This is a genomic window from Nitrosophilus alvini (genome assembly GCF_015100395.1).
Taxonomy (GTDB): Bacteria; Campylobacterota; Campylobacteria; order Campylobacterales; family Nitratiruptoraceae; genus Nitrosophilus; species Nitrosophilus alvini.
Genome location: NZ_AP022847.1, coordinates 476291 through 502285, shown reverse-complemented (window position 1 = coordinate 502285; position 25995 = coordinate 476291). Strand labels below are relative to the sequence as shown.

At 39.9% G+C, this 25995-nt stretch carries 27 protein-coding genes; 9 read left to right on the top strand and 18 right to left on the bottom strand.

From position 1 onward, the window contains the following. Positions 1 to 119 precede the first annotated feature (119 nt). On the top strand, positions 120 to 569 hold the full coding sequence (locus tag EPR_RS02675; protein ID WP_200763740.1) for a PAS domain-containing protein: 450 nt from the start codon (positions 120 to 122) through the stop codon (positions 567 to 569). On the opposite strand, the gene EPR_RS02670 is transcribed toward EPR_RS02675, so the two are convergent. From EPR_RS02670 to EPR_RS02650, 5 genes are read right to left on the bottom strand one after another with little or no spacing between them, the layout of a single operon-like run. Then, positions 566 to 1420 carry a F0F1 ATP synthase subunit gamma gene (locus EPR_RS02670; protein ID WP_200763739.1) on the bottom strand — a complete coding sequence of 285 codons (855 nt, stop codon included), beginning with the start codon at positions 1418 to 1420 and terminating at the stop codon, positions 566 to 568. The genes EPR_RS02675 and EPR_RS02670 overlap by 4 nt on opposite strands. After that, on the bottom strand, positions 1417 to 2928 hold the full coding sequence (locus EPR_RS02665; RefSeq protein WP_200763738.1) for a F0F1 ATP synthase subunit alpha: 1512 nt from the start codon (positions 2926 to 2928) through the stop codon (positions 1417 to 1419). Before EPR_RS02665 ends, EPR_RS02670 begins: the two co-directional genes overlap by 4 nt. Next, positions 2925 to 3674 (bottom strand): F0F1 ATP synthase subunit delta, encoded by a 750-nt coding sequence (locus EPR_RS02660; RefSeq protein ID WP_200763737.1) that lies wholly within the window; start codon positions 3672 to 3674, stop codon positions 2925 to 2927. The genes EPR_RS02665 and EPR_RS02660 overlap by 4 nt, the downstream gene beginning before the upstream one ends. Further along, entirely contained in the window at positions 3675 to 3941 is a 267-nt protein-coding gene (gene atpE, locus EPR_RS02655) for an ATP synthase F0 subunit C (protein WP_200763736.1), read from the bottom strand. It lies immediately after the preceding gene. Further along, the gene (locus EPR_RS02650; protein ID WP_200763735.1) at positions 3934 to 4638 is read right to left on the bottom strand and encodes a F0F1 ATP synthase subunit A; all 705 of its coding nucleotides are present in this window, start codon (positions 4636 to 4638) and stop codon (positions 3934 to 3936) included. The genes atpE and EPR_RS02650 overlap by 8 nt, the downstream gene beginning before the upstream one ends. Before the next feature lie 71 nt (positions 4639 to 4709). Between EPR_RS02650 and atpD the strand changes: the two genes are divergently transcribed. The 4 genes from atpD to EPR_RS02630 are packed head-to-tail and all read left to right on the top strand — an operon-like array spanning position 4710 to position 6972. After that, complete coding sequence (gene atpD / locus EPR_RS02645; protein WP_200763734.1) at positions 4710 to 6071, top strand: F0F1 ATP synthase subunit beta; 1362 nt, start codon at positions 4710 to 4712, stop codon at positions 6069 to 6071. Further along, on the top strand, positions 6055 to 6456 hold the full coding sequence (locus EPR_RS02640) for a hypothetical protein (protein ID WP_200763733.1): 402 nt from the start codon (positions 6055 to 6057) through the stop codon (positions 6454 to 6456). The genes atpD and EPR_RS02640 overlap by 17 nt, the downstream gene beginning before the upstream one ends. A gap of 43 nt (positions 6457 to 6499) precedes the next feature. Beyond that, positions 6500 to 6727: an AtpZ/AtpI family protein gene (locus EPR_RS02635; protein WP_234697163.1), complete on the top strand. Its 228-nt coding sequence runs from the start codon at positions 6500 to 6502 to the stop codon at positions 6725 to 6727. Beyond that, positions 6724 to 6972: an N-ATPase subunit AtpR gene (locus EPR_RS02630; protein ID WP_200763731.1), complete on the top strand. Its 249-nt coding sequence runs from the start codon at positions 6724 to 6726 to the stop codon at positions 6970 to 6972. Before EPR_RS02635 ends, EPR_RS02630 begins: the two co-directional genes overlap by 4 nt. On the opposite strand, the gene EPR_RS02625 is transcribed toward EPR_RS02630, so the two are convergent. From EPR_RS02625 to EPR_RS02580, 10 genes are all read right to left on the bottom strand, one after another. Then, positions 6964 to 7434, bottom strand: a complete 471-nt coding sequence (locus EPR_RS02625) for a Sua5/YciO/YrdC/YwlC family protein (RefSeq protein ID WP_234697162.1) — start codon at positions 7432 to 7434, stop codon at positions 6964 to 6966. The two genes, EPR_RS02630 and EPR_RS02625, sit on opposite strands and share 9 nt — an antisense overlap. Positions 7435 to 7452: 18 nt before the next feature. Continuing rightward, positions 7453 to 10716, bottom strand: coding sequence for a carbamoyl-phosphate synthase large subunit (carB, locus tag EPR_RS02620; RefSeq protein WP_200763730.1), 3264 nt, complete (start codon positions 10714 to 10716; stop codon positions 7453 to 7455). Between the two features lie 98 nt (positions 10717 to 10814). Then, positions 10815 to 11573: a rod shape-determining protein MreC gene (mreC, locus tag EPR_RS02615; RefSeq protein ID WP_200763729.1), complete on the bottom strand. Its 759-nt coding sequence runs from the start codon at positions 11571 to 11573 to the stop codon at positions 10815 to 10817. After that, entirely contained in the window at positions 11566 to 12600 is a 1035-nt protein-coding gene (locus tag EPR_RS02610) for a rod shape-determining protein (RefSeq protein ID WP_234697161.1), read from the bottom strand. The genes mreC and EPR_RS02610 overlap by 8 nt, the downstream gene beginning before the upstream one ends. Positions 12601 to 12610: 10 nt before the next feature. Beyond that, on the bottom strand, positions 12611 to 13834 hold the full coding sequence (gene clpX / locus EPR_RS02605; protein ID WP_200763728.1) for an ATP-dependent Clp protease ATP-binding subunit ClpX: 1224 nt from the start codon (positions 13832 to 13834) through the stop codon (positions 12611 to 12613). A gap of 15 nt (positions 13835 to 13849) precedes the next feature. Then, complete coding sequence (lpxA, locus tag EPR_RS02600; protein WP_200763727.1) at positions 13850 to 14623, bottom strand: acyl-ACP--UDP-N-acetylglucosamine O-acyltransferase; 774 nt, start codon at positions 14621 to 14623, stop codon at positions 13850 to 13852. Continuing rightward, complete coding sequence (fabZ, locus tag EPR_RS02595; RefSeq protein WP_200763726.1) at positions 14623 to 15069, bottom strand: 3-hydroxyacyl-ACP dehydratase FabZ; 447 nt, start codon at positions 15067 to 15069, stop codon at positions 14623 to 14625. The genes lpxA and fabZ overlap by 1 nt, the downstream gene beginning before the upstream one ends. Positions 15070 to 15122: 53 nt before the next feature. Then, positions 15123 to 16238: an epoxyqueuosine reductase QueH gene (locus EPR_RS02590; protein WP_200763725.1), complete on the bottom strand. Its 1116-nt coding sequence runs from the start codon at positions 16236 to 16238 to the stop codon at positions 15123 to 15125. A gap of 115 nt (positions 16239 to 16353) precedes the next feature. After that, positions 16354 to 18255, bottom strand: coding sequence for an NAD(+) synthase (locus EPR_RS02585; RefSeq protein WP_200763724.1), 1902 nt, complete (start codon positions 18253 to 18255; stop codon positions 16354 to 16356). Positions 18256 to 18269: 14 nt separating this feature from the next. Further along, a complete protein-coding gene (locus tag EPR_RS02580) occupies positions 18270 to 18773 on the bottom strand; it encodes a peptidylprolyl isomerase (protein WP_200763723.1) in 504 nt (167 codons plus the stop codon). Between the two features lie 122 nt (positions 18774 to 18895). Between EPR_RS02580 and EPR_RS02575 the strand changes: the two genes are divergently transcribed. From EPR_RS02575 to EPR_RS02565, 3 genes are read left to right on the top strand one after another with little or no spacing between them, the layout of a single operon-like run. Next, positions 18896 to 20140: an OmpP1/FadL family transporter gene (locus EPR_RS02575; RefSeq protein WP_200763722.1), complete on the top strand. Its 1245-nt coding sequence runs from the start codon at positions 18896 to 18898 to the stop codon at positions 20138 to 20140. 1 nt (position 20141) lies between these two features. After that, positions 20142 to 21704: a fatty acid--CoA ligase gene (locus EPR_RS02570; protein ID WP_200763721.1), complete on the top strand. Its 1563-nt coding sequence runs from the start codon at positions 20142 to 20144 to the stop codon at positions 21702 to 21704. Then, complete coding sequence (locus EPR_RS02565) at positions 21701 to 22576, top strand: ketopantoate reductase family protein (protein WP_200763720.1); 876 nt, start codon at positions 21701 to 21703, stop codon at positions 22574 to 22576. Before EPR_RS02570 ends, EPR_RS02565 begins: the two co-directional genes overlap by 4 nt. Here the strand turns inward: EPR_RS02565 and EPR_RS02560 are convergent. From EPR_RS02560 to EPR_RS02550, 3 genes are all read right to left on the bottom strand, one after another. Further along, positions 22571 to 22930 carry an HIT family protein gene (locus EPR_RS02560; protein ID WP_234697160.1) on the bottom strand — a complete coding sequence of 120 codons (360 nt, stop codon included), beginning with the start codon at positions 22928 to 22930 and terminating at the stop codon, positions 22571 to 22573. The genes EPR_RS02565 and EPR_RS02560 overlap by 6 nt on opposite strands. Continuing rightward, entirely contained in the window at positions 22927 to 24906 is a 1980-nt protein-coding gene (locus tag EPR_RS02555) for a M3 family metallopeptidase (RefSeq protein WP_200763719.1), read from the bottom strand. The genes EPR_RS02560 and EPR_RS02555 overlap by 4 nt, the downstream gene beginning before the upstream one ends. A 65-nt stretch (positions 24907 to 24971) precedes the next feature. Next, positions 24972 to 25385: a PAS domain-containing protein gene (locus tag EPR_RS02550; RefSeq protein ID WP_200763718.1), complete on the bottom strand. Its 414-nt coding sequence runs from the start codon at positions 25383 to 25385 to the stop codon at positions 24972 to 24974. Between the two features lie 177 nt (positions 25386 to 25562). On the opposite strand from EPR_RS02550, the gene EPR_RS02545 reads away from it, so the two are divergent. After that, a complete protein-coding gene (locus tag EPR_RS02545) occupies positions 25563 to 25982 on the top strand; it encodes a thioredoxin family protein (protein WP_200763717.1) in 420 nt (139 codons plus the stop codon). The last annotated feature ends 13 nt before the right edge of the window (positions 25983 to 25995 follow it).

Here is a 25995-nt window from a genome sequence, read left to right as displayed (position 1 = left end):
TTCATAGAATTAAAATGTAATATTTTATCAAAATTTGTGATGATTGAACTTTAATATTTTTTTGTTATAATTTTACCTAATATCACAAATTTGTCACTGTTGCAATCAAGGGGTATGGGATGAAAATAGTTAAAAACATCAGAACAGGTGAAGAGATTGTCAAGCCGCAACCGGTAAATATGGAGGTTTTATTCGAAGGCGGGGTGATGATAAGTGAAACAGATACCGCTGGCATTATTACATATGCAAATAGAAAGTTCAGAGAGATGACCGGTTATAGCAAAGATGAACTTATAGGCAGTCCACATAATATAAACAGACATCCCGACATGCCAAAAGCCGCATTCAAACAGATGTGGGAAACGATAAAAAAAGGGGAAATGTGGGAAGGATATGTCAAAAATATGAGAAAAGACGGAAAATACTACTGGGTAATTGTCTGGATAAAACCCAAGTTTGACGAAAACGGCAACATCGTAGGATATATAGCCGGCAGGAAAGTTCCAGAAAGAAATATGATCAAAAAAATAGAAGAAAAATATAGACATATGCGAAAAAATGAGATTTAAGAAGTCCCCTTTATAATAACCCTGTAACCATTTATAATTTCCATTAGCTCAGCGGTAATCTCTTCCTGTCGCAGCATATTGAGCTCATTATAAAGACGGATTCGCTTTTTTTCGATATTTTTCGAGGCTGTCTGCATTCTTAAAAATCTCTCTTGGTTTTCACTGCTGATTCTTTCAAGAAAAGCGCCGTATAAAGAGATTAGGATATACTCCTCCACAAGAGAGTGTAGAATTTCCTCTTTTTGCAGATATAGAAGGGGTTCTGTTTTTATCTTTTTTCTTCTGAAGGCAGAAAAATCCGGAGGCAGGACTTTTTTAACCTCTATTTGCGAATCCCCTTTCTCCGTTAATTTATAATAGATAAGATAGAGCGAGCCAAATTCATCTTTTTCGTATGCTTCACTAAGAAGCAGAGCAAGGTCTGCGACTTTTGTCTCTATACTCTCGACCGTAGAAGCTCCCGAAACTATCCATTGGGTTTCTATACCGAAACTATCAACCTCTTCCGCAGCTTTTCTGCCGACTATAGCCGTTTTATAGTCTCCATGGGCTATTTTTGAAAAAAATCGGAAAAGTTTTTCATTATATCCGCCGCAAAGGCCCTCTTCCGAGCCAAAAACAATATATATCTTTTTTCTGCTGTGCCCGCCTTTGAGTGTTATAAGTTCAGGAAAAAGAGAGATGATATCCTCTATGGACTCTTCTATATTTTTTTTATAGTTTCTCACATAGGGGAGTTTGTCTTTTGATTTTTGAATAGCAAATTTTGCAAATGCTTTCATTGAATTGACTATCTCATATATATCTTTAAGGCTTTCTAGTTTTTTTTGCAGCAGGTCCGAAGTTATCACTTGTTAAACTCCTCAAAAAACTGAGCGGCAACTTTTTCAAGAGTTGAAAGTGTGCTCTCATCCATATCACCCGTATCTGCTATAAGAGTAAGAATGTCGGGATAGCTTATCTCCAGATATTCCAAAAATTCGTTAACAAAATCACTGATTTTGTCAATTTCAAGCTTTTCAAGAAAACCGTTGTTATAAAGGAAAAACGTAACAGCCTGTTTTGGCATATCAAGACGCACGGATCGTCCCTGTTTCAAAGTTTCTCTGAGAGCCTCCCCTTTTTTTATAAGATTCATTGTTTCATCTTCCAACTTTGCCCCGAATTTTGTAAAAACTTCTACTTCCAAAAACTGAGAATAGTCCAGTTTCAGTCTGGAAGCCATTTTTTTAAGAGCCGGCACCTGTGCTTTGGAACCAATTCTTGATACAGATTTTCCAATATCGATAGCCGGAAGAAAACCCTTGTTGAAAAGCTCTCTGTCCAAATATATCTGTCCATCGGTTATAGATATAAGATTTGTCGGGATATATGCCGATATTTTGCCTGCCTGCGTTTCTACTATGGGAAGTGCAGTGATAGAACCACCTCCGTATTTGATATCTCTTTTGCCTGCTCTTTCAAGAAGTCTAGAGTGAACAAAAAATATATCTCCCGGATAGGCCTCTCTTCCTGGAGGAATCTGTAGAAGTAAAGAGAGCATTCTGTATGAATCGGCATGTTTCGTAAGATCATCATAAACGATCAGTACATCTTTTCCCTCGTCTCTGAAAAATTCGGCTATAGCTGATCCGGCATAGGGAGCTATAAATTTGAGTCCAGCACTGTCATCCGCAGTTGCAGCTACTACAACAGTATGGCTTAAAGCCTCGTTTCTTTGCAGCTCTTCGATAATTCTTGCAACCTGTGCTTTTTTCTGCCCTATTGAGACATATACACAGTAAACATCTTTGTCATACTGGTTTATTATCGCATCAATGGCAATAGATGTTTTTCCTGTAGAACTGTCACCTATTATGAGCTCTCTTTGTCCTTTTCCTATCGGAATCATCGCATCCACTATTTTTATTCCCGTATACATGGGTTCTTTTACGAAATCTCTTTTAAAAAAAGGTAGGGCTTCAGACTCAATAGGATATTTCAGTTCATACTGCGGGGTATCTCTCTCATCAAGAGGCTTTCCTAAAGGATCGATTATACGGCCTAAAAGATTATATCCTACCCCTACCGAAATGCCTTTGCCCGACTTTTCTACTTCGTCGCCAACATTGAGCAGCGTATAATCTCCCAAAACAACAGCTTTAATACTCTTTTTTGAGATATTAAGCACCAGTGCCTCTAGATTGTGCGGCAATATCAGAAGTTCATAATAGGATGCATCGAGATTTTCCACATCTATTATGCCGTCTCCTATATCGCTTATAATGCCTGTTTTTTTCACTATCGGTTCAAAAGAGGCTTCTTCGGCGCTTTGAAGTATGTTTTTAAAACTCTCTTCAATCAGTTTTTCATATCTCATTTCTCTTTTCCGATCGATTCTGCAATCTTTTCAACCATTCCTCTGAGTGAACCGTCCAGACTCAAACCTTCGATTCTTATTTTCACACCTGCTATAAGAGACGGGTCTGTTTTTGATTCTATATCAAACCCGCTGCATCCCAAAATCTCTTCAAGTTTGGATAAAATCTCTTCTTGTTCGGAGGAATCAAGCCCAAAAGCAGAAATGATTTCGGCTTTGCACTCTCTTTTTTGAATCTTCTTTTTTATCTGTTCCAGTTCTTTAAAGCTCTCGGAAGATAATTTTTTGATAAACTTTTTCACCGTGATTTTATGGAGATTTTCATCTGCAATGCTGCTCAAAAGATTTTCGGTGTAAAGAATAGCAAACTCTCTGGACCTTTTTTTAATATTTTGCAAAATTCTGTTTTCCTCTTCAAGAAGAATCGCTTTTGTCTTTTCAAACTCTTTTGCTGCTTCCTCTTTTGCCTCTTTCAATATTCTCTTTTTCTCTTTGAGAGCCTCCTCTTTTGCCTCTTTTATTGCTCTTTTTTTAAGCTCCTCAGCCTCTTTGACTCTTTTTTTATACTCTTCAAGTAATTTTTGGACCTCTTTCTCTTTCTTTTCTATCTCTTCAATTTTATCTTTGATATATCTCTCTCTTTTTTCAATGATATTTTTCACAGGTCTGAAAAGAAGTCTGTACAAAATAAACAGAACTACGAAAAAGTTTATAAGCTGAAAGCCGAAACTCCACCAGTCAAACATCTACTGCACCACAAGTTTTATCAAAGGATTTGCAAAAAGTATAATCAGCGATATAACAAGCGAATATATGGCAACAGATTCCACCATCGCCATTCCCACAAAAAGCAGTTTTGTTATCTCACTGGCCGATTCGGGTTGTCTTCCTATGGTCTCTATCGCTTTTGTCAAAGCATCGCCTTCTCCTCTTGAAGGGCCGTATCCTCCAATTGCAATAGTTATGCCTGCTGTAAATATCGAAACTGCCACAATTATCGTCAAACTATCCATTTTCATTCTCCTTGATATTTTTTGTCTCCGCTTTTATACCGCCGAGTATAAAGATGAATGTGAGCATTCCGAAAAGATATGCCTGTATAACATCGCCGACAATACTTAAAAGCATCATGGGAACAGGGACCAAAAATCCGGCCAGAAGTAAAAGTATCGCAATGATAAGTTCCCAGCTTAGCATATTTCCGAAAAGCCTTATCGCCATAGCGAAGATTCTGGAGATATCTCCGAAAATATTCAGAGGCAAAAGTATAAAAACAGGCTCAGTATACTTTTTCAGATAGTTTTTAAGTCCCGAATATTTTATACCGTAATAGTGAATGGATAAAAAAGCAACAGTCGCAAGAGCTGCCGTAGTACTCAAATCTTTTGTAGGATTATGCAGATAGGGGATAATTCCTATGAGATTGAGCATACCTATATATATCCACATAGTACCTATAAGAGGAACAAGGTCCCAGGCGTTTATCGGCGAAGCGGATTTCAAAGCTCCATATATCGCTTCTACCACTCCTTCCACTGCTATCTGTATTTTCGACGGATTTAGAACACGAAGTTTTCTTGTAAGCAAAAAAGAGACAATGGCAATGAAAACAATAACTCCCCACGCTGTAACAACACTTTCTGTTACAGGTATGCTTACTGAGCCTATCTGAATTTTAAAAAGTTCGACGGAGGCAATGCTTTCATTCATGCCGCTTCCTTTTGCTCATATATAAGTTATAATAGACAAAAAGAGATTAATCTATTTTAAAAGAGAAGAAAATGTACGGAACTGTCACTGCACTTAGTGCAAATGTGTGTGATATATACTTTGAACAGAGCCTGCCGGAAATTTTTGAAGCTCTTGTTATTGAGATGCCTGATAGAAAAATATTCCTTGAAACTCAAAGACAGATAGATTCAAACAATGTAAGAGCCCTGGCACTCGGTTTTTTGCAAGATGTTAAAGCCGGTATGAAAGTAAAAAGACTTTTTTCACCGATAAAAGTACCTGTAGGAAACAAAGTCTTAGGTAGGGTGCTGAATATTTTCGGAGAGCCTATAGATGCAAAACCTGCTGACTTTGATGAGTTTGAACCTGCCAGAAAAAGCTCCCCTGCAGTTTCCAGACTCGAAGGAACAATAAAAGTCTATGAAACCGGAATCAAGATAATAGATCTGCTTGCACCTTTTATACTTGGCGGTAAAATCGGCCTGTTCGGAGGAGCAGGAGTCGGTAAAACAGTTCTGCTTATGGAATTTATTTACAAATCGATCTCTCTTTATCAGGGGATTTCGGTTTTTGCAGGTGTGGGAGAAAGAGTTAGAGAAGGGCATGAACTATATCACGAAATGATAGACTCAAATGTTCTTGAAAAAACTGTTATGATTTTCGGACAAATGAATGAAGCCCCCGGTATCAGGTACCTGGCCCCTATGACTGCCCTGACAATAAGCGAATACTTCAGAGACAAAGAGCAAAAAGATGTTCTTCTTTTGATAGATAACATTTATAGATTTATACAGGCTGGACAGGAGGTTTCCACACTTCTTGGAAGAATACCGTCGAAGGTGGGCTATCAGCCTACACTTTCAAATGAAATTGCCGAACTTGAAGAGAGAATCGCTTCTACAAAAGATGGCTCTATAACATCGGTACAAGCAGTTTACGTACCCGCTGACGATATAACCGACCCAGGAGTTGCCGCAGTTTTTTCACACCTGGACACATCCGTGATACTTTCCAGAGAAAGAGCGGCAAAAGGATTTTATCCGGCCATCGACCCTCTCGCCTCACACTCAAAACTTCTTGACCCTGCAATCGTAGGAAGCGACCATTATGAAACCGCAAAAGCTGTCAAAGAGGCTCTGTCAAAATATAAAGAACTTCAGGATATCATTGCAATGCTGGGAATCGAACAGCTAAGCCCCGAAGACAGACTAACCGTCATGAGAGCAAGAAAACTGGAAAAATTCCTTACACAGCCCTTTTTCGTTACGGAAGCTTTTACGGGACGAAAAGGAAAAAATGTAACGCTTTCAGAAACCATCAACGGCTGCAGAAAAATATTGTCCGGAGAGATGGATGATATAGACGAACACTCTTTTTATATGATAGGATCAGTCGATGAAGCCAAAATTTGATGCAGTTTTAATCACTCCATATGAGACTGTAAATATCAGGGAGATTCTTTTTTTCAGAGGGGAAGATAGAAGCGGCACATTTGGAATACTTCCGAAACACTGCTACTTTATAACGGTTCTCGAAGAATCCGTTGCAATCTTCAAATATGAAGAAAAAGAAGAGTTCTTCGCTTTCAATAAAGGTATTCTTGTTTTCAAAGACAATTTTCTGAAAATCACTACCAGAGAGTTTATCAGAAGCGATAATCTTGAAAATCTCAAAACTGAAATAGAAAAAAGATTTTCCGCTCTCAGACAAAAAGAGAACATTTTCAGGGAAAATCTCTCAAAACTTGAAAAAGCCTTTATGCAAAAGCTTATAGAACTGGAGAGAGAAGTTGAATAAAAACCAAAAGCAATTTAAAAAAAAGATAGAGGAAAAAAGCTCATTGTTACAGAAATGGAGAAAAAAAGGCCTCTTTTGGGGAACATTGGCAGCTGTCGGTGCAGTGGGATGGATGATAGTACTTCCTGCAGTCATGGGTGGATATGCCGGCAGATATATCGACGAAAAATACAACTCACCCGGAAATATCTCCTGGTCTATCACTCTGCTCCTTCTTGGTCTGGCAATCGGCCTCTATTCTGTATGGAGATTCTTTTTTTATAAAAAATGAACGGATATACTCTTTTTATCTTCGGAGCACTCCTCTCTTTGCTCTATTTTTATCATCTCTATCTACAACTAAAACTTTTGAAATCAAAAAAGAGAAATATTTTCTTTTCCTTCTCTTTCAGATTTGTTCTTCTATCTGTAATTTTGGGCTGGCTTTTTTACAGTTATGAAATATCTGCTCTATATTCGGCTGCAGGATTTATAACTGGAAGATTTGTAGCTATCAGGCTTATAAAACTATCTTAATTTTTTGATTTTTCTTTGTGAGAGTCTCAAAATTTCGGAGGCTTTTCCTTCAAAAAAACCTCTTTGGTCTTCCACTATTACGTCTGCTTTTTCAAAAGCAAACTCTCTTTCAAATCTTTTTCCGCTCCTGTTTGCAGAAGTGGAATACATCCATCCGAATTTTTTTAAAAAAGAGATATGTCTGTCGTCTCGCACCACACGGACCGCTTTGCCGTTTGGGTATACAAATGTGGTTTTTTTAGCTCTTCGGACCCGTTTTTTAAATTTTTTGGGAACTCTTGCAAACTTTTTGAGGGGTTTGAAACTATCAACCGAGATCAAAAAAGGTTTTTCAACAGGCCTGTTTTTAATCTCGGAGAGTCTCTTTCTGTTCTGAGACAAAAAACCGACTGTTGTGTCGGTCTGAACCAGATAGACTTTCCTGGGATCTAATATATTCCCTCTATAATTCCCAATTCCCAATTACTTATTCCCAATTACTTATTCACTCAAATAGTCCTGCAGCGCTTTGGGCTCGAAATGCCCCTCTTTTTTCAGCTTCGCTATAGCTTCTGCAGCAACTCTGGCAGCAGCGAGTGTCGTAAAATAAGGTATCTGAAATCTAAGAACAGCCTGTCTTATTCTTCTGGCATCATCTTTGCTCGCTTTATTGTCGCTTGTATTTATCACCATAGATATTTCGCCGTTTTTTATCATATCTTCGACGTTTGGTCTTCCCTCGCTGATTTTCAGGACCTTTTTGGATTCTACGCCTGCCTCTTTAAGAACTCTGTGTGTCCCGTCGGTAGCAACAATTTCAAAACCGAGGTCTTTATATATTTTTGCTATCTGGGGAGCATGAGGTTTGTCGTAATCGGTCAAAGATAGAAACAGCGTTCCTTCAAGAACCAGCCTGTTTCCGGCACTCACCTGGGATTTTGCAAAACTTACGCCAAAGTTGTCGCTTATACCCATAACTTCACCGGTAGATTTCATCTCCGGTCCGAGTATCAAATCGGCACCTGAAAGTTTGTTAAAAGGAAATACCGCTTCTTTTACGGATATGTGTGATTTCAGCTGAGGCTTGAGGATACCATTTTCTTCGGTAACAACATTGAATTTGTCGTAAAACTCAAGAGCGCTTCTGAGATCTCCTTGCATCATAACTCTTGTAGCGACTTTTGCCATAGGTATGCCGGTTGCCTTGGAAACGAAAGGAACCGTCCTTGAGGCTCTTGGATTTACCTCGATAAGGTATACCTTATCTTTATATATAGCGTACTGGATATTAAGAAGTCCCTTTACTCCAAGTCCCAGGGCTATGGTTTTTGTCTGCTCTTCGATTATTTTCAATATAGCATCTTTAATGCTCACGGTAGGCAACGAGCAGGCGCTGTCGCCTGAATGGATACCCGCTTCTTCGATATGCTGCATAATTCCGCCGATATAGACATTCTCACCGTCGCTTATAGCGTCTACATCTATCTCTATGGCATGGTCTAGAAATTTATCTATAAGTACAGGCGATTCGTTGCTGACACTTACAGCCTCTTCCATATAGGATTTTAGCTCATCTTCGTTGTAAACTATTCTCATAGCCCTGCCGCCTAAAACATAACTCGGCCTTACAAGAACCGGATAACCTATCTCTTTTGCAATTTCAAGCGCATCTTGTTCGGTAAATGCTGTTCCGTTTTCAGGCTGCAATAGACCGTTTTGGGTGATAAATTTTGCAAATTTCTCTCTGTCTTCGGCAAGATCGATGACTTTTGCGCTTGTACCTATTATTTTTGCCCCGATTGCACTGAGAGGTTTTGCAAGTTTTAAAGGCGTCTGCCCGCCGAAATGAACGATAATGCCGTCTGGATTTTCCCTCTCAATCACACTTCTTACTCTCTCAAAATCGATTGGTTCGAAATAGAGTATATCGCTTGTATCGTAATCTGTAGATACGGTTTCCGGATTGCAGTTGTACATAATGGTTTCGCATCCCATATCTTCAAGAGCAAATGCCGCATGTACGCAGCAATAGTCAAACTCGATTCCCTGCCCTATCCTGTTGGGTCCGCCTCCAATGATCAAAACCTTCTTTTTATCGCTCTGTATACTCTCCTCTTTTTTTGTAAGTTTCGTTATGTTTGTAGTAGAGTAAAGATAAGGAGTCAAAGCCCTGAATTCCGCTGCACAGGTATCAACTTCGTTATATTCAAGCTCTACACCCAACTTTTTTCTTGCGGAATATATGTCGTTTTCGGTAAGTTCGGTATTCTCTTTTTCATTTATCAGTTTTGCTATCATTTTGTCTGAAAAACCGTAGGTTTTGGCAACTCTGAGAAGCTCTTCGTTTTGTAGGATATCCAGGTCGATTTTATCTTCGAAAGATACAATCTCCTCTATCTGATACAAAAACCATCTGTCTATTTTGCTAAGTTCATATATATCTTCGACACTGAGACCCTCTCTAAAACCCTGCGCTACATATAAAAGTCTGTTTTCATTCGGTCTTCTTATCTCTCGTTTTAGAGTTTCTGGGTCGGTTTTTATCTTTTCAAATCCGCAAAGACCGGTTTCAAGAGAGCATAGCCCTTTTTGAACGGATTCTTTGAATGTTCTTCCTATAGCCATAACTTCCCCGACACTTTTCATAGAAGTGGTCAGAGTGCTTTCGGCCTGCGGAAATTTTTCAAATGTAAATCGGGGAATTTTTGTAACTATATAGTCGATTACAGGTTCAAAAGATGCCGGTGTTCCAGTTATGTCATTTTTGATCTCGTCAAGAGTATAACCGACTGCCAGCAGAGTTGCGACTTTCGCTATGGGATACCCTGTGGCTTTTGATGCAAGAGCCGATGAGCGGCTGACTCTCGGGTTCATCTCTATGACTATCATTCTGCCGGTTTCAGGATGGACTGCAAACTGAACGTTTGAGCCGCCGGTATCCACACCGATTTCTCTTAATATCGCAAAAGAGGCATCCCTCATCCTCTGATACTCTTTATCGGTAAGAGTCAAAGCCGGTGCAACGGTTATAGAATCTCCCGTATGCACACCCATGGGGTCAAGATTTTCTATGGAACAGACAATTATACAGTTGTCATCCCTGTCCCTTATAACCTCCATCTCATACTCTTTCCATCCAAGAAGTGACTCTTCTATAAGAATTTCATTTATGGGACTTGCTTCAAGACCTTTTGCAGCAAGAGTTTTAAACTCGTCTATATTGTATGCCACACCGCTTCCGCCTCCCGCAAGTGTGTAGCTTGCTCTGATAATAAGCGGAAACCCTATCTCTTTTGCAGCCTCCATCGCTTCATCAAGAGAGTATGCATAGCGGCTTTTTGGAAGATCCATACCGATTTTGAGCATGGCCTCTTTGAATGCCTGTCTGTCTTCACCCTTTTTTATCGCTTCAGGATTGGCTCCAAGGAATTTTACGCCTTCGAGCATTCCTTTTTCGAACATGCTCATAGCCACATTCAAAGCTGTCTGTCCCCCCATTGTGGGAAGAATTGCATCGACTTTCTCTTTTTGGATTATCTGTGATATCACATCTTCGGTAATAGGCTCTATATATGTCCTGTCTGCAAACTCAGGATCGGTCATAATAGTCGCAGGATTTGAATTGACAAGAACAACTCTGTAGCCAAGCTCTTTGAGAGTCTTGGTAGCCTGTGTACCCGAATAGTCAAACTCACAGGCCTGTCCTATGACAATAGGTCCCGAACCTATAAGCAAAATAGTTTTTATATCTTCTCTTTTTGGCATTCTCCACCTTTACATTTTTACAGAAAAATTTACCTATTTTACTGAAAAGTTGATAAAAAACCGTTTAGAGTATTGAAAGCGAATAACTGCCGACCATTTCAGTATGGGGAGAGTATCAAGGTAAAATATCTTGGACTTAAAATATCGGCATATGTCCTGACGAGTGCGGTTTTGTAGCTGCCGCTTTTTTTTATGCGCGCCACTTTGCCTACTTTTATCCCGTGAAAAAATATCATATCAAGACCGCTGGTAATTACCTCATCTCCGACTTTTATCTCTTTCCACATGGGAATAAACTTTACTTCCATCTCTCTTTCATTTTTTCCCGTTGCGATTCCGGGAGCCTTCACCTCACCTATCTCAACTGCGTAGGAGCATTTGGGATCACCGTTTAAAAGAGCAAGGGGTTTGCCGTTTTTCGATACGACTATTCCGGCCGCATACCCGTTTTTTGTGATGCCGTAGATTTTTTCAGGCTCAAATTCCTCAAAATCTATCCAAAGCCTCATAAAATCGCCAAATTTTGCATATGACAATACCCTTACAACTTTTGTCTCAAAATCAAAAGATGCAGATGCGTTGCATTCGTTTTTCAAAGCAAAAAGCTCATTTTTGTATGCCGGATATTTCAGATGCGTCTCTTTGAGTTTTAGGTTTTCGTTATAGAGCTTTTGTATAGTCTCCTGCTGTTTGATATGTTCAAAGATCAGATTTTCGAAATATCCGCTTATATCAAGATAGGTACTTTTTAAAAAATTGGTAAAAAAGAGAAGTCTGCTCTGCAGGGCATCGGAGAGTTTGACCGAGCCGATAAAGAGCAGAAGAAAAAGAAGAGAAAAAAGAACTTTTTTATTCATTGGATAGCTGTTGAAGAAGTTCTATCTCTTCAAGGGCTTTGCCTGTACCTTTCGCAACGGCCAGAAGGGGCTCTTCGCTTACAAATACAGGAAGCCTGACAATTTCGGAAAGATATCTGTCGAGATTTCTGATAAGCGCTCCGCCGCCGGTGAGAACTATACCGTTTTCAACGATATCGCCGGCAAGCTCAGGAGGCATTTTTTCGAGAACATCTTTCAAAGCATCGGCTATCTCTTTTAACGGATCTTTCATAGCCTCGATAATATCTTCGCTGGTAAGCTCAATGGAGCTTAGAAGACCGCCAACCTGGTCGCGTCCGTTTACTATCATTTTGAGAGGTTTTTCTAAAGGCATGGCCGTACCGATATTTATCTTTATCTCTTCGGCTAGCCTGTCGCCAATGAGAAGGTTGTATTTCTTTTTAATATAGTCGATGATGGCTTTGTCTATCTTGTCTCCTGCCGTTCTGACCGACTTGCATATAACAAGTCCACCCAACGATATGACGCCTATCTCGGTAGTACCGCCGCCTATATCTACAACCAGATTTCCCTGGGGCTCTTTTACCGGCAGCCCTGCTCCGATTGCTGCTGCCATAGGCTCTTCTATCAGAAATACTTCTCTTGCTCCCGCACTCAGAGCCGATTCCCTTACCGCTTTTCTCTCAACCTGCGTTAGCCCGTATGGAACACATATAATGACTCTGGGTCTGATAAAAGCCTTTCTACTGTGTGCTTTTTCTATAAAGTACCTTATCATCTTTTCCGTCATATCAAAGTCTGCAATGACTCCGTCTTTCATAGGTCTGACGGCATTGATATCTCCCGGTGTTTTTCCCACCATCTCTTTGGCTTCGTGACCTACCGCCAAAATCTTCTGTCTTCCGAACTTGTCTTTTTTTACTGCTACAACCGAAGGTTCATTTATGATGATACCCTCTCCTTTTACAAGTACTAGAGTATTTGCAGTCCCCAGGTCTATGCCCATATCGTTTGAAAACATACCCACAATTTTGTCGAATATCATTATTTAACCTTTATGCACTCTTTTTTTGGCTCTTTTTTATATATACAGGTTTAACTCTTTTTTCCACAACATCTTTTGTAATAACAACTTCATATCCTTTATACTCGGGCAATTCGTACATAATATCCACCATTATCTCTTCCATTATGGCTCTAAGCCCTCTTGCCCCAGTTTTTCTTTTTATGGCAAGTTCGGCTATAGCTTCAAGGGCTTCAGGCTCGAAAGTGAGCTCAACATCATCAATTGCAAAAAGTTTTTTATACTGTTTGACAAGAGCATTTTTGGGTTCAGTCAGAATTCTTACCATATCCTCTTTTGTTATCTGATTGAGAGTGGCAATCATATGCAGACGTCCGATAAGTTCAGGTATAAGACCGTATTGGACCAGATCATCGGGTTCTACATAATTTAGAAGTTCGGCTTCCTCTTTTTTGCTTTTCTTCTCCTGCCCAAAGCCCAAAACGTTTCCGCCGAGTCTTCTTTTTATAATATCCGACAGTCCGTCAAATGCTCCTCCGCATATAAAAAGTATACCTGATGTGTCTATCTGGACAAACTCCTGATTCGGATGTTTTCTTCCTCCCTTAGGAGGGATATTGACAACGCTTCCTTCTATTATTTTTAAAAGTGCCTGCTGTACGCCCTCACCGGATACGTCTCTTGTTATAGACCTGTTTTCTGAAAGTCTGGATATTTTATCTATTTCATCTATAAACACAATCCCCTGCTCAGCTTTTTTTACATCTCCGCCTGCTGCCTGAAGAAGGCGTGTAAGGATATTTTCCACATCTTCTCCCACATATCCGGCTTCAGTAAGACTCGTAGCATCGGCAATTGCCAGAGGAACATCCAAAAACCTGGCCATTGTCTGAGCCATCAGTGTTTTTCCGCTGCCTGTGGGACCAATAAGCAAAATATTTGATTTTGCTATCTCCGTATCGTCTTCTTCCACATTTTTCTGTTTAAAAATTCTTTTGAAGTGGTTATAAACCGCCACGGCAAATATCTTTTTTGCCCTCTCCTGTCCTATGACATATTCGTCCAGAGCGGTTTTAAGCTCTTTCGGCGTCATCAGTGTTTTGTCAAGAACCTCTTCTTCAATCTCCTCTTCGTCTCCAAAGAGAATTTTATAGGCGGATATTACACAGTTTTTGCATATATATACACCGTTTCCTGCTATCAACGGATTTTCTTCTGTTTCCACCGAATTACAGAAACTACATCTTCTATTCATAAATTTTCCTCTATCTTATCTAAATGGTATTCCTCTTTTTGTCTGTATAACAAAAAGAGCGAGTTTTTTCACATGTTCGTTTCCAGCATTTTCATAAAGATCTTTGGCCGCTTCCTGCAGAGGCTTTCCGCTTTGAAAAAGCTCTTTGTATGCCTTTTTGAGTTCATTTATATCATCTCTTTTCAGATGGCGTCTAAGACCTGTGAGATTGAGACCTTTAAGTTTTGCACGGTTCCCTTCCGCGAGACAATAAGGAGGGATATCCTGTGCAACGGCAGAAGCACCTCCCACCATAACATAGTCGCCGATTTTAACAAACTGATGAACAGGTGTCATACCCCCTATGACAACAAAATTGCCAAGCTCCACATGTCCTGCCAGGGTTGCTGCGTTTGCCAGTATACAAAAATCCCCTATTTGACAGTCATGCGCTATATGGACATACCCCATAAAAAGATTGTTGTTTCCTATCACTGTCTTGCCGCCGCCCCCAACAGTGCCGGGATTGAAGAGTGTAAACTCTCTTATGATGTTGTTATCTCCTATAATCAGTTCTACCTCTTCGCCTTTGTATTTCAAATCCTGTGGCTCGGAACCTATAACAGCATAGGAGTATATCTTATTATTTCGGCCTATTATCGTTTTACCGTATATGCAGGCACCTTGCTCTATAACGGTACCGTCGCCTATTACCGCATCTTTTGAAATAAAAACATTATGGCCGACTTTTACATCCGCCCCTATTTTTGCACCTTCTTCTATAAGTGCTGTTTTTGCAATATTGCTCATTATTTATCCACTATCATTGCTTTAAGTTCCGCTTCTGCAACCAGTTTGTCATCTACGTATGACTTGCCCTCAAGAACCCAGATTGCACCCTTGTGTTTAATGACTTTCAGTTTATAGACAAGTTTGTCTCCGGGTTTGACCGGATTTCTGAACTTTGCTTTGTCTATGCTCATAAAATATACAACTTTATCTTTGGTGCTCTCCTGCTCATCGGCACCCATACTTTTAAATGCGAGGATACCTCCGGCCTGCGCCATACCTTCTATAATCATAACACCGGGATATATAGGGTGTCCTGGGAAGTGTCCCTGAAAAACATGTTCTGCTATGGTAATATTTTTATATGCTTCGATAGACTCATTCTCTTTTATATCCGTTACTCTGTCAAGCAGAAGAAAAGGGAATCTGTGAGGCAGAATATTCTGAATTTCAACCACATCCAACATTTGCAACCTTTTTAAGTTTAATCATCGATATCTATATAAAAAACTGCTCTATTTTACCTTAAAGTTACTAAATTTTCTCTAACGTCAACATATATTTTGCTTTGAAGGAAAACTTCCACTTTTGAATCCGGTATCGTATCTGTCACTATAACGGGTGAGAGGTCATATTCGCCGAAAACAACAGCTCTTCTTGCTTCCACCTCTTTTTCAAATTCAACTCCTTTTAGCATAAGCTCTTTTGTATCTTTAAAATCGCTTCCGGTCAATTTGTTGAATTTCTCTATGGTAATGAATTTTGCCTCATCTCTGTTCATATAACCCACATCCTCTACTTCAAACTCTATTTTTCCTTTTGCATACTCTCTCTTCATAATGGAATAGGCCAAAAAATATGAAGGAACAGTCTGTTTGGATACTTTTACAAAACCTCTCAAAATTCGCCAGTTAAGAAACTTCTCCTTTATTATTTTATAGGGTATGCCTTTTTCTTCGAGCCGGATACGCTCCCGGTAGAGAGCCAGTCTCTCTTCGATAGATGCCGGAAGGATCCTGTTTGTCAAAGGAGATATCATTTCGTCCAGTAACTGCGAACTCTCCGCATATAAAAACCGGTTTTTCTGCTCCTGCTCGGCTCTTTGTTTTGCAAGTCCAAACAAGCATCCGCAGTAGTCCTGTCTATAAAGCTGCTCTTCTTTGCTGACCCTGGCCTGTTCCTGCGTTCCGCCTCTGCTTCTGTAATCCACAAAAACAAATTTCAGCCCAAGCTTCCTGTCGATTCTTTCTGCCGAACTTTTCAGCTGCTGCTGAGACTTCAGAGGGCTTACAAGAAGCGTTGTGGTATATTTCTCTTCTCCCAGCTCTTTGGCTTTTTTTGCAGCTACTTCAAGCCGTCTGTCAAAACAGACCTCGCATCTTTTGCCTTTTTCGGGCTCATTCTCGAGCCCTCTGACAGCTTCAAGCCAGTTTTCAAAATCGTACTCTCCCTCTATTAGTTCAATACCAAGTTTTTTGCAGCTTCTCTCCACATCAAGAAGCCTCAATCTGTATTCACTGTAAGGGTGGATATTTGGATCGTAGAAAAAACCTGTAAGTTTTTCGTCCGGAAAATCTTTTTTGAGTCTCTCAAGAAAAAAATGGCTGTCAACACTGCAACAGATATGAACTAACAATAAACTCCTTTTTTCGTAATTCGTAATTCGTGATTCGTGATTCGTGAATCGTGATTGGTGATTAGTATTTGGTGACTCACACCCACACTAACACTAACACTAACACTTTCTAAAACTACTCCAACTCCCTGAGCCACTCATCTGCTTTCGCATCGCTCGGCATCCTCCAGTCTCCACGCGGACTCAGAGCGATAGTTCCCACTTTCGGACCGTCCGGCATACAGCTTCTCTTGAACTGGTTTGCAAAAAATCTTTTTACAAATAACCTAAGCCAGCTTTTTATCGTCTCTTTATCATAAATTCCGTCAAATGCCCGGACTGCCAGATAGAGAATCTTTTTCGGATTCGCCCCGTATTTGACCATATGGTATAAAAAGAAGTCGTGCAGCTCATACGGACCTATGATATCTTCGGTTTTTTGAACTATCTCTTCATTTTCACCTTTTGGCATAAGCTCCGGCGATACCGGTGTACTTATGATATCTTCAAGGATTTTAGAAGTCTTCTCATCGCTTTTTGAAGCAACCCAGTGTATAAGATATCTCACAAGGGTTTTAGGTACACCGGAGTTCACGTTATACATAGATATATGATCACCGGCATATGTGGAAAAACCGAGAGCTATTTCACTCAAATCACCTGTCCCTACTACCAGACCTCCCTCTTTGTTTGCCAGGTCCATAAGTATCTGAGTTCTCTCTCTGGCCTGTGTATTTTCGTAAGTAACATCATGAACCTGTGGGTTGTGACCTATATCTTCGAAATGCTGCATGCAGGCTTTCGTTATATCGATTTCTCTCAGTTCTACACCGAGGCTTTCGGCAAGGGACTTTGCATTTTCATGTGTTCTGGACGTAGTACCGAATCCCGGCATCGTAACGGCAAGTATATCTTTTTGGCTTCTACCGAGAATATTCATGCATTCGCTGCATACAAGAAGGGCCAGTGTAGAGTCTAGACCGCCAGAGAGTCCCAAAACAACCTTTTTGACCCCTGTATGTTCAACTCTTTTAGCAAGCCCTGCAGCCTGAATGGCAAATATCTCTTCGCATCGTTCGTCTCTTTTGGCGGGATTGGACGGAACAAATGGATGAGGATCAAAAAACCTGTCTATATTTTTCAACGTTTTCGTTTTGTAAGTTTTTACTATCCTGAAACTCTTCGTTTCGCTGTCTGCAAAAGATGTTTCGGAAACTCTTGTAAATTTAAGCCTCTCAACATCTATATCTGCATAAACAACGGCCCCTTCTCTTTCAAATCTTCTGTTTTCCGCAAGAACCGCTCCGTTTTCCGCTATGATACAGTGCCCTCCGTAGACAACATCTGTCGTCGACTCATGAACACCGGCCGAAGCGTATATATATCCTCCTATACATCTTGCACTCTGTGTTTTTACAAGTTCTCTTCTGTACTCATACTTTGCAACAAGGTCGTTACTGGCTGAGAGATTGAAAAAAAGCAGTGCACCTGACGCCGCCTGATAGAGACTTGGCGGAATTACCGTCCACAAGTCCTCACACACTTCAACACCAAAATCAAAATCATATGTCCTGAAAAGCAGATCCGTTCCAAAAGGCACTTTTTTGCCGTTTATCTCTATCTCTTCGTCTCTTATACCTTTGCCTTCGACAAACCATCTTTTTTCATAAAACTCTTTTTTATTGGGAATGTAACTTTTGGGAACTACTCCAAGGAAATCCCCCTTCTGGCAAACGACGGCACAGTTATAAAGCCTGTTTTTGTGCCAAAGAGGTGCACCGACAATAAAAACAGTCTCAAGTGAAACACTTGATTCCAAAATATCTTCAAGAGTGCGGTAAACACTTTTTAACAGATTGTCCTGAAAAAAGAGATCCGCGCAAGTGTATCCGCTGATACAAAGTTCGGGAAACAGAGCTATAGCAGTATCGTTCTCTGCGGTTTTATTTAAAACCTTCAATATCTCTTCACCGTTTTTTTGGGGCTGTGCTATATATACTTTCGGTGATACGGCAGCGACTCTAACAAATCCGTACATTTTTTTCCTTCATCTTATTCTAAATTTTCCAAAATTTCTATATGCTTTATTTTGTCGCCCTGGTCTATCATATCAAGCACCATAAAACTCTCCCCGTCATCTTCCGAAATTTCTCCAAAAACCGTATGAACACCGTCAAGATGCGGACAGTCTACAAAACAGATGAAAAACTGGCTCCCGCCCGTATCTCTTCCGGCATGAGCCATAGAGATGGTACCTCTTTTGTGTCTGTGGATATTTTTTTCAGTCTCGCAAGGTATCGCCCAGCCAGGACCTCCGGTACCTGTTCCTTTGGGACATCCTCCCTGCGCCATAAAACCCTTTATAACCCTGTGGAAATTCAGTCCCTCATAAAATCCGCTTTTTGCAAGATGGGCAAAGTTAGCAACGGTATTGGGTACCTCTTCCGGAAATAGTTTTATTATAATATCTCCTTTATCGGTCCTGATTTTTGCCCATTGGTATTTTTTTATCTCATCTTCCGGCAAGTCGTATATTTTGAGTCTCTTTTTAAACATTATGTTATATCTCCATTATTCATTTTTGTATGATTATACCAAATTTAACGGTACTCTTCCTTTCAAACGGTTTTTCATAAAAATTTGATAAAATTTTGAAAACACCAGCGAAAGGAAACAAAATGAAGAAAAAGATACAGCTTTCAGCCGCACTGCTGCTATGTGCTTCATCTCTTTTCGGAGCCGCATACAAAATACCGGAACAATCAACAAAATCGATTGCCCTCGGCGCAGCATACGTTGCCGGAGCCGAAGATGCAGATGCATCCTATTTCAACCCGGCCAACATGTCTTTTATGAGTGATGGAGCAAAATTCGAGGGAGGAGTAACATTTATCTATCTTCCTAAAATCGAGTTCAAAGGAACCGTAGCCGGAGCACCTGCCGATGCAAAATCAAAATCTGAAAAATTCCTGCTACCCTACTTTCATTACGTCAGTCCGGCAAAAGGCAATCTGAGATTCGGACTCTCCTTTACCGAGCCGGCCGGCCTTTCAAAAAAATGGACGGATACGATTCAAAAATGGAGCGCAGAAGAGTTTACCCTGAGAGTCTTTGAACTTAATCCAACCGTATCTTATAAAATCAGTGATACTATGTCGTTTGGTGCCGGTATCAGAGCGATTTACAGCGACGGAAAAGTAAAAATCGTTAGAGACGGACTATATCAGGAAGATCTGGAAGGAAATACCGATATAAAACTGGGCTATAACCTTGCGCTTACCATAAAACCGGTTCAAAATGTAACCCTCGCTGCCACCTACCGCTCACGCGTAACCCTGAAAGAGAAAGGAAGCGCAAAAGGGTATGTAAATCTTGCTCTCATTGGCCTAAGCGGAATACACAACTACGATACAAATGCCGATGTTTCCGTTCCTCTGCCGGCAACACTGGCCGTTGCTGCCGCCTATGATATAGACGAAACCACAAAAGCGGAAGTAGTATACGAAAGGACGTTCTGGAGCAGATACAGAACGCTTGATTTCAATTTTGACGATCAGTATGCCGAAGCAATACTCGGACAGCCAAAACCCAAAAACTGGGAAGACTCAAGCACCATAAGAGTGGGGCTAAGACATCTTCACGCTGCACTGCCTATAACCACATTTGCTTCGATAGCGTATGACGAAACTCCTGTTCCTGCAAAATATGTAGGTTTCGAACTTCCCGATTCAGACGCCATCATAGCTTCCATAGGAATGCAGTATAAAGTCAATGAACAGTTTGATTTCGGCGCAGCCTATCTGTATGATTACAAAAAGAAAAGAACTATTACCGCTGCTGATGCAAATATCAACGGAATTGTGGGAGAATTTTCAAAAGGCGGAGCACATCTTGTAAACATATCTTTAAATTACAGGTTCTGATATGTTTGAATACAAATATAGAAACTTTTATGAGGTATTGAAAAACAATGCCCAAAAGTACGGCAAAAATATCGCATATTTTGACAATGAGAGAAAGATAACTTTCAGCAGGCTGAAACTGAAGGTGGATACTTTTGCAAGATTTCTGGAGTTTATAGGGGTCAAAAAAGGCGACAAGGTAGCTCTTGTGGTCGCAAACTCTCCGGAATTTGTCATAGCTTTTCTGGGAACCGGAAAACTTGGTGCAATTCCGGTCCCTATAAACACCTTTTTGAAAGAAGAGGAAATTGCATTTATAATAAACGACTGTGAAGCGAAAGTACTGGTTTCATCTTCAAAATATGCAAAAGAGACAAAAAACCTGCCGCAAAAAACAGGCATCAAAAAAACTATCTGGGAAGGCGATTTTGAAGATCTCGACGAAAACAATATAAGTTTTGCCGAAATACTTTCAAATCTGGAATCTCATGAGAAAATAAGTTATGAGCCCAATATTGACGATGTTGCTACGATAATCTATACATCCGGTACAACAGGCAAACCAAAAGGCGCAATGCTGAGCTACAAAAATATTTTTGCCAATATCTACGGGATAAAAGAACTTTTAAATATAACTCCAAAAGAGAGATTTATCGTCTATCTTCCGATGTTTCACTCTTTTACACTCACAGTTACAGTACTTTTGCCTCTCTTTTTTGCCTGTCCCGTTGTTATTATCCGCTCTATCATGCCTTTTTCAAACATCATAAAACAGACCCTACTGAAAAGAGTTACAATTTTTACGGGTGTCCCGGATGTTTACAATGCACTCAGCAAAGCAAAACTGCCTTGGTACTTCCATTGGTTTAACAAAGTGAAATTTTACGTCAGCGGTGCCGCTCCTTTGCCGCAGGATACACTGAATAGATTCAGAGAGAAGTTCAAAAAAGGAAAACTTCTTGAAGGCTACGGACTTAGCGAATGTTCTCCCGTAGTGGCTGTAAATCTTCCGAACAAACAAAAACCGCTCTCTGTGGGACCGGCAATTCCCGGAGTGGAAGTGAAAATAGTGGATGAAGAGATGGTGGAAGTTCCGACAGGTGAAATCGGCGAAATAATCGTCAAAGGCGACAATGTTATGCAAGGTTACCTCAAACGTCCCGAAGCTACGGCTGAAACTATCATCAACGGATGGCTTAAAACAGGTGATCTTGGCAAAATAGACGAAGAGGGTTTTATCTATATAGTTGACAGAAAAAAAGACCTCATAATTTCGAAAGGTATAAACATTTATCCAAGAGAGATTGAAGAGGTACTAACTAGCCTTCCAGAGATAAAAGCAGCAGCAGTGATAGGGAAAAAAGACCCGAATCATGGAGAGGTTCCCGTCGCTTATGTTGAGCTCGAAGATGATGCCCGGATTTCAGAAACAGAAATAAAGCAGTACCTGAAACAAAACCTTGCCAACTTCAAAATACCAAGAGCGATACATATCGTACAGGAGCTGCCCAAAAATGCAACCGGAAAAGTTCTCAAAAGAGTTTTGAAGGAGAGAATCGAAAAAGAGGAGAGAGAAGAACAATGAAAATTGCCGTTGTAGGCATAGGAGGAGTCGGCGGATATGTGGGAAGCAAACTTGGCCGGATAGCAGAGGTTGATTTCATCACCCCACATCCGGAAAACTTCAAAAACGGCATAAAAATCATTGAAAACGGAAAGAAAAACAGCTGTCATCCGGCAAATATCTATAAAACCCCGCCTGAAAACATTATATATGATGCCGTGATATTTGCGGTTAAAAGTTATTCCCTTGAAGAGGCTGCCAAAAATATTGAAAAAAACGTCTCAAAAAATACGATAATCATTCCGCTTTTAAACGGAGTGGAGCCTTATGAAATTTTGAAAAATATTTTCCCGGATTCAAATGTTGCAAAAGGGGCAATATATATAATATCAAATAAAACGGCCAAAGACGAAATAACACTGAAAGGCAAAGGAGCTTACACAGTTTTCGGCAAAAACGATGAAATAAAGTCACTCGAATGGCTGAAAGATATTTTCGAAAAAGCTGGTATAAAAACGAAACTGACAAAAGATATAGACAAAGAGATATGGAAAAAGTATCTTTTCATAGCGGCAACTGCGGCTTTGACCACATACTACAAAAAGAGTTTCGGCCAGATCGCCAAGGAGAATAAAAAAGAGTTTGAAGAGATTTTGGACGAGATTATCCAAATAGCGAATCAAAAAGGTATACCTCTTGATAAAGCGGATAAAAAAAGAGCTGTGGAACTCCTCGAAAAGTCCCCGTACGAAGCCAAAAGCTCCATGCAACTCGATTTTGAAAACAGAAAACCTGCTGAAATTGAAAATATTCTCGGTTATATTATAAAAGCCAAAAAAGGAGACAAAACCCCTCTTCTCGATAAAATCTACAATGAACTCAAAAATTCATAGTACTGCGTTTAACCTTTTTACAAACCCCTCAAATGAGGGAAGCTCAAGCTTTGCTTCTCTCTGTCTCTTTCCCCACACAGGTTCCGGGAAAAAACTGTCATTTTTAAATCTTGCCATTATATGAAAATGGACCTGCGGCAGATAGTTTCCAAATGATGCGATATTTATCTTTTCCGGCCTGTAGTACTCTATCATCTCTTTTTCTATCAGATACAAAAGCCTGAAAATTTCTTCTCTCGTCTCTTTCTCGCAGTCGCTGAACTCCTTGCAGACTTTTTTCGTAAAAATTTTCAGCCAGGGAATCTCACTCTCTTCCTTTTGGATATATACCAGTTCGTTTTCAAAAATTTTCATAACACCTCTATACCGCTCAGTTTAAGTATGGCTTCGATATCGGGTTCTCTTTTCGCAAACGCTTTGAAACTCTCCATAGCTTCCCTGCTGCCGCCACGGCTCAAAACCTCGGCAACAAAGCTTTCGCTTATATCTTCATTGAATATGCCATTATCCACAAACATGAAAAATGCATCTGCGCTGAGTACTTCCGCCCACTTGTAGCTATAATACCCCGCAGCATATCCTCCGGCAAATATGTGGCCAAATCCCCACTGAAATCTGTTATATTCAGGCGTGCGGATAACAGAAACCTCTTCCCTTACCTCTTCGAGAATTCTTTGCACTCCGTCGGCATCATATTTTCCCATATGAATAAGCATGTCAAAGAGTCCAAACTCAATCTGCCTCAGCATCGCAAGAGCGGAATGGAAGTTTTTTGACTCTTTCAGTTTTTCTACCATAAAGTCCGGCATAGGTTCGCCGCTCTTGTAATGTCTTGCAAAACTTTTTAAAATCTTTTTTTCATAGGCAAAATTTTCCAGAAACTGACTCGGAAACTCCACTGCATCCCATTCCACTCCGCTTATTCCGCTTACAAACGGCTCTTTTACACGGCTCAGCAGATGATGCAGAGCATGTCCCATTTCATGAAAAAGCGTCTCTACATCGTTTGGCCGCAGAAGTGCCGGCATATCGGCTGTAGGCTTTGAAAAATTTGCCACTATGAAAGCTACAGGCGGGATGATACGCCCTTTTTCATCTTCATGGTATGTCACCCACTCGTCCATCCAGGCGCCGCCCCTTTTTCCCTCTCTTGCCTCAAGGTCCATATAGAGCCTTCCTACGACAGAACCTTTTCTGTATAGGTGAAAAACCTCTACACTCTCATCCCATACCGGAACCTTGACTTTTTCAAACTCCAGTCCAAACAGTTTTTTCAAAAATTCAAAAAGTCCCTCTACAACACTTTTCTTTTCAAGATATGGCATATAGTCTTCGTCATTGAGGCTGAATTTATGTTTTTTAAGTTTTTCACTGTAATAAGCGATATCAAAAGGCTGGAGTTCCTCTTTGAAACCCTCTTTTTTGGCAAACTCTTTCAATTCTTCAAGCTCTTTTTGGGCCTGCGGTCTGCTTTTTTTGCTAAGTTCTCTTAAAAAAGAGATGACCTCCTCAGGAGTTTTCGCCATTTTTCTTTGCAGACTGAGCCTGGCATAGTTTTCAAATCCAAGCAGTTTTGCTTTTTCGTCTCTGAGTGAGAGTATCTGCGTTATAAGCTCATCATTTTCCGGTGCCCTTGTAACATATGCTTTGTAGAGTTTTTCTCTAAGAGTTCTGTTCGAACCATAAGTCATATATGCAACATAGCTGGGCTGTTTGAGAGTAAACCTGTACACGCTCTTACCCTCTTTTTGTATTTTTGCAGCTTCAATGTCCGATTTTGGAAGCTCTTTTACATCCTCTTCGTTTTCGACTATCATCTCATAGGCATCTGTCGCTTTAAGCAGATTTTGCGCAAACGAATTTGTAAGAGTGCTGAGAGTTATACTAATCTCTTTGATTCTCTCTTGTTTGCTCTTTTCAAGACCTACGCCGCTGAGCTCGAAATCTTTTATCGAATCTTCCAAAACTTTTTTCTGTTCTTCGCTTAAAGAGGGCTCTTTTTCTTTTATCTCTTTGAAAGCTTTGTAAACTCTCTCATCCTGGCCGAGCTTCGCATAATATTCGGTCAACACCGGAAGTATCTCTTCATATATTTTTTCTGTGGTTTCCGAGTTTTTTACGTAGTTTAGATGCGAAATGGGACTGAAAAGAAAATCGAGCTCCTCATGCATCAACTGGTAGGGTTTTATAAAATTTGAGTAGTTTTTATCTGGATTTTCAAGAAGTTTTTCGACGGCTTTCCTGTTTTCCTCTATCTTTTCAAGTACTTTCTCTTTCTGCTGCGGCAGATTTTCCTCATTTACTGTAAACTCTGCAAAATCGTTTGTCATTCTCTCCTCCTTTGAAAGCAAAATTATATCCAAAAGAGGCGACTATACTAAATGACTTCAGATTTTTACTCCTCTTTGCTTTTCATCTCTTTATACAATATTTCGTATCTTCTGATTTCGGGTCTTGTAGGAACACGTCTTGCAGCGATATACCCTATGATGTTCCCGTTTTCATCATATTTAGGTTTTATATAAGACATCACCCAGTAGTATTTTCCGTCTTTTCGAAGATTTTTTATGAGCCCTTCCCAGTTCTTTCCGTTTTTTATGGTCTCCCACATATCTTTAAAAGCAGCTTTGGGCATATCCGGATGTCTTACTATACTATGAGGCTGCCCAACAAGTTCCTCTTTTTTATATCCGGAGATCTCGCAAAACTTTCTGTTTGCAAATGTTATTACTCCGTTTGTATCCGTTTCGCTTATGATTACGCCATCTGTAAATATATACTCTTCGTTTACCGGAACAGGTTTTGACATATTGTACTCCATTTTATGTTTGCATTGTCGTTAGATTATATTTAAATATTTTTAAACTGTTTTTAATATGTATCAAATACTTAAAAAATATATATTCTTATGAGCCTAAGGAAAAAAATATACCGGATTGGCTAACATTATTGTCAAATTATTAAAAATTCTGTTTTGAGGTGAATTATGTTTAAAAAAGCCCTTGTTATGGCTATAATTGCCATATTTTCATATGGAGCACAGATAGAGTGGTTTTATGACTATCAAAAAGCACTGCAATACTCAAAAAAAGAGAATAAACCTCTTATGATATTTATGGAAAGTGACTACTGCAGATGGTGCAAAAAGATGAAAAGAGAGACATTTACAGACACGAAAATAGTTCAGATAATAAACAGATATTTCATAGCTTTACAGCTAAACAGAGAAGACAAAGATTATCCGGTGGACAAAATTACCGCAAGAGTCGTACCTACGACATTTTTTCTCACACCCGACGAAAAACTTATAATCAGACCGGTAGAAGGATACTGGGATGCGGAATCGTTTATATACGACCTTAACAGAGTTATTGAAAAATACGTAAAACCAAGAGTCGGAAAATAATAGTTTTCAAGTA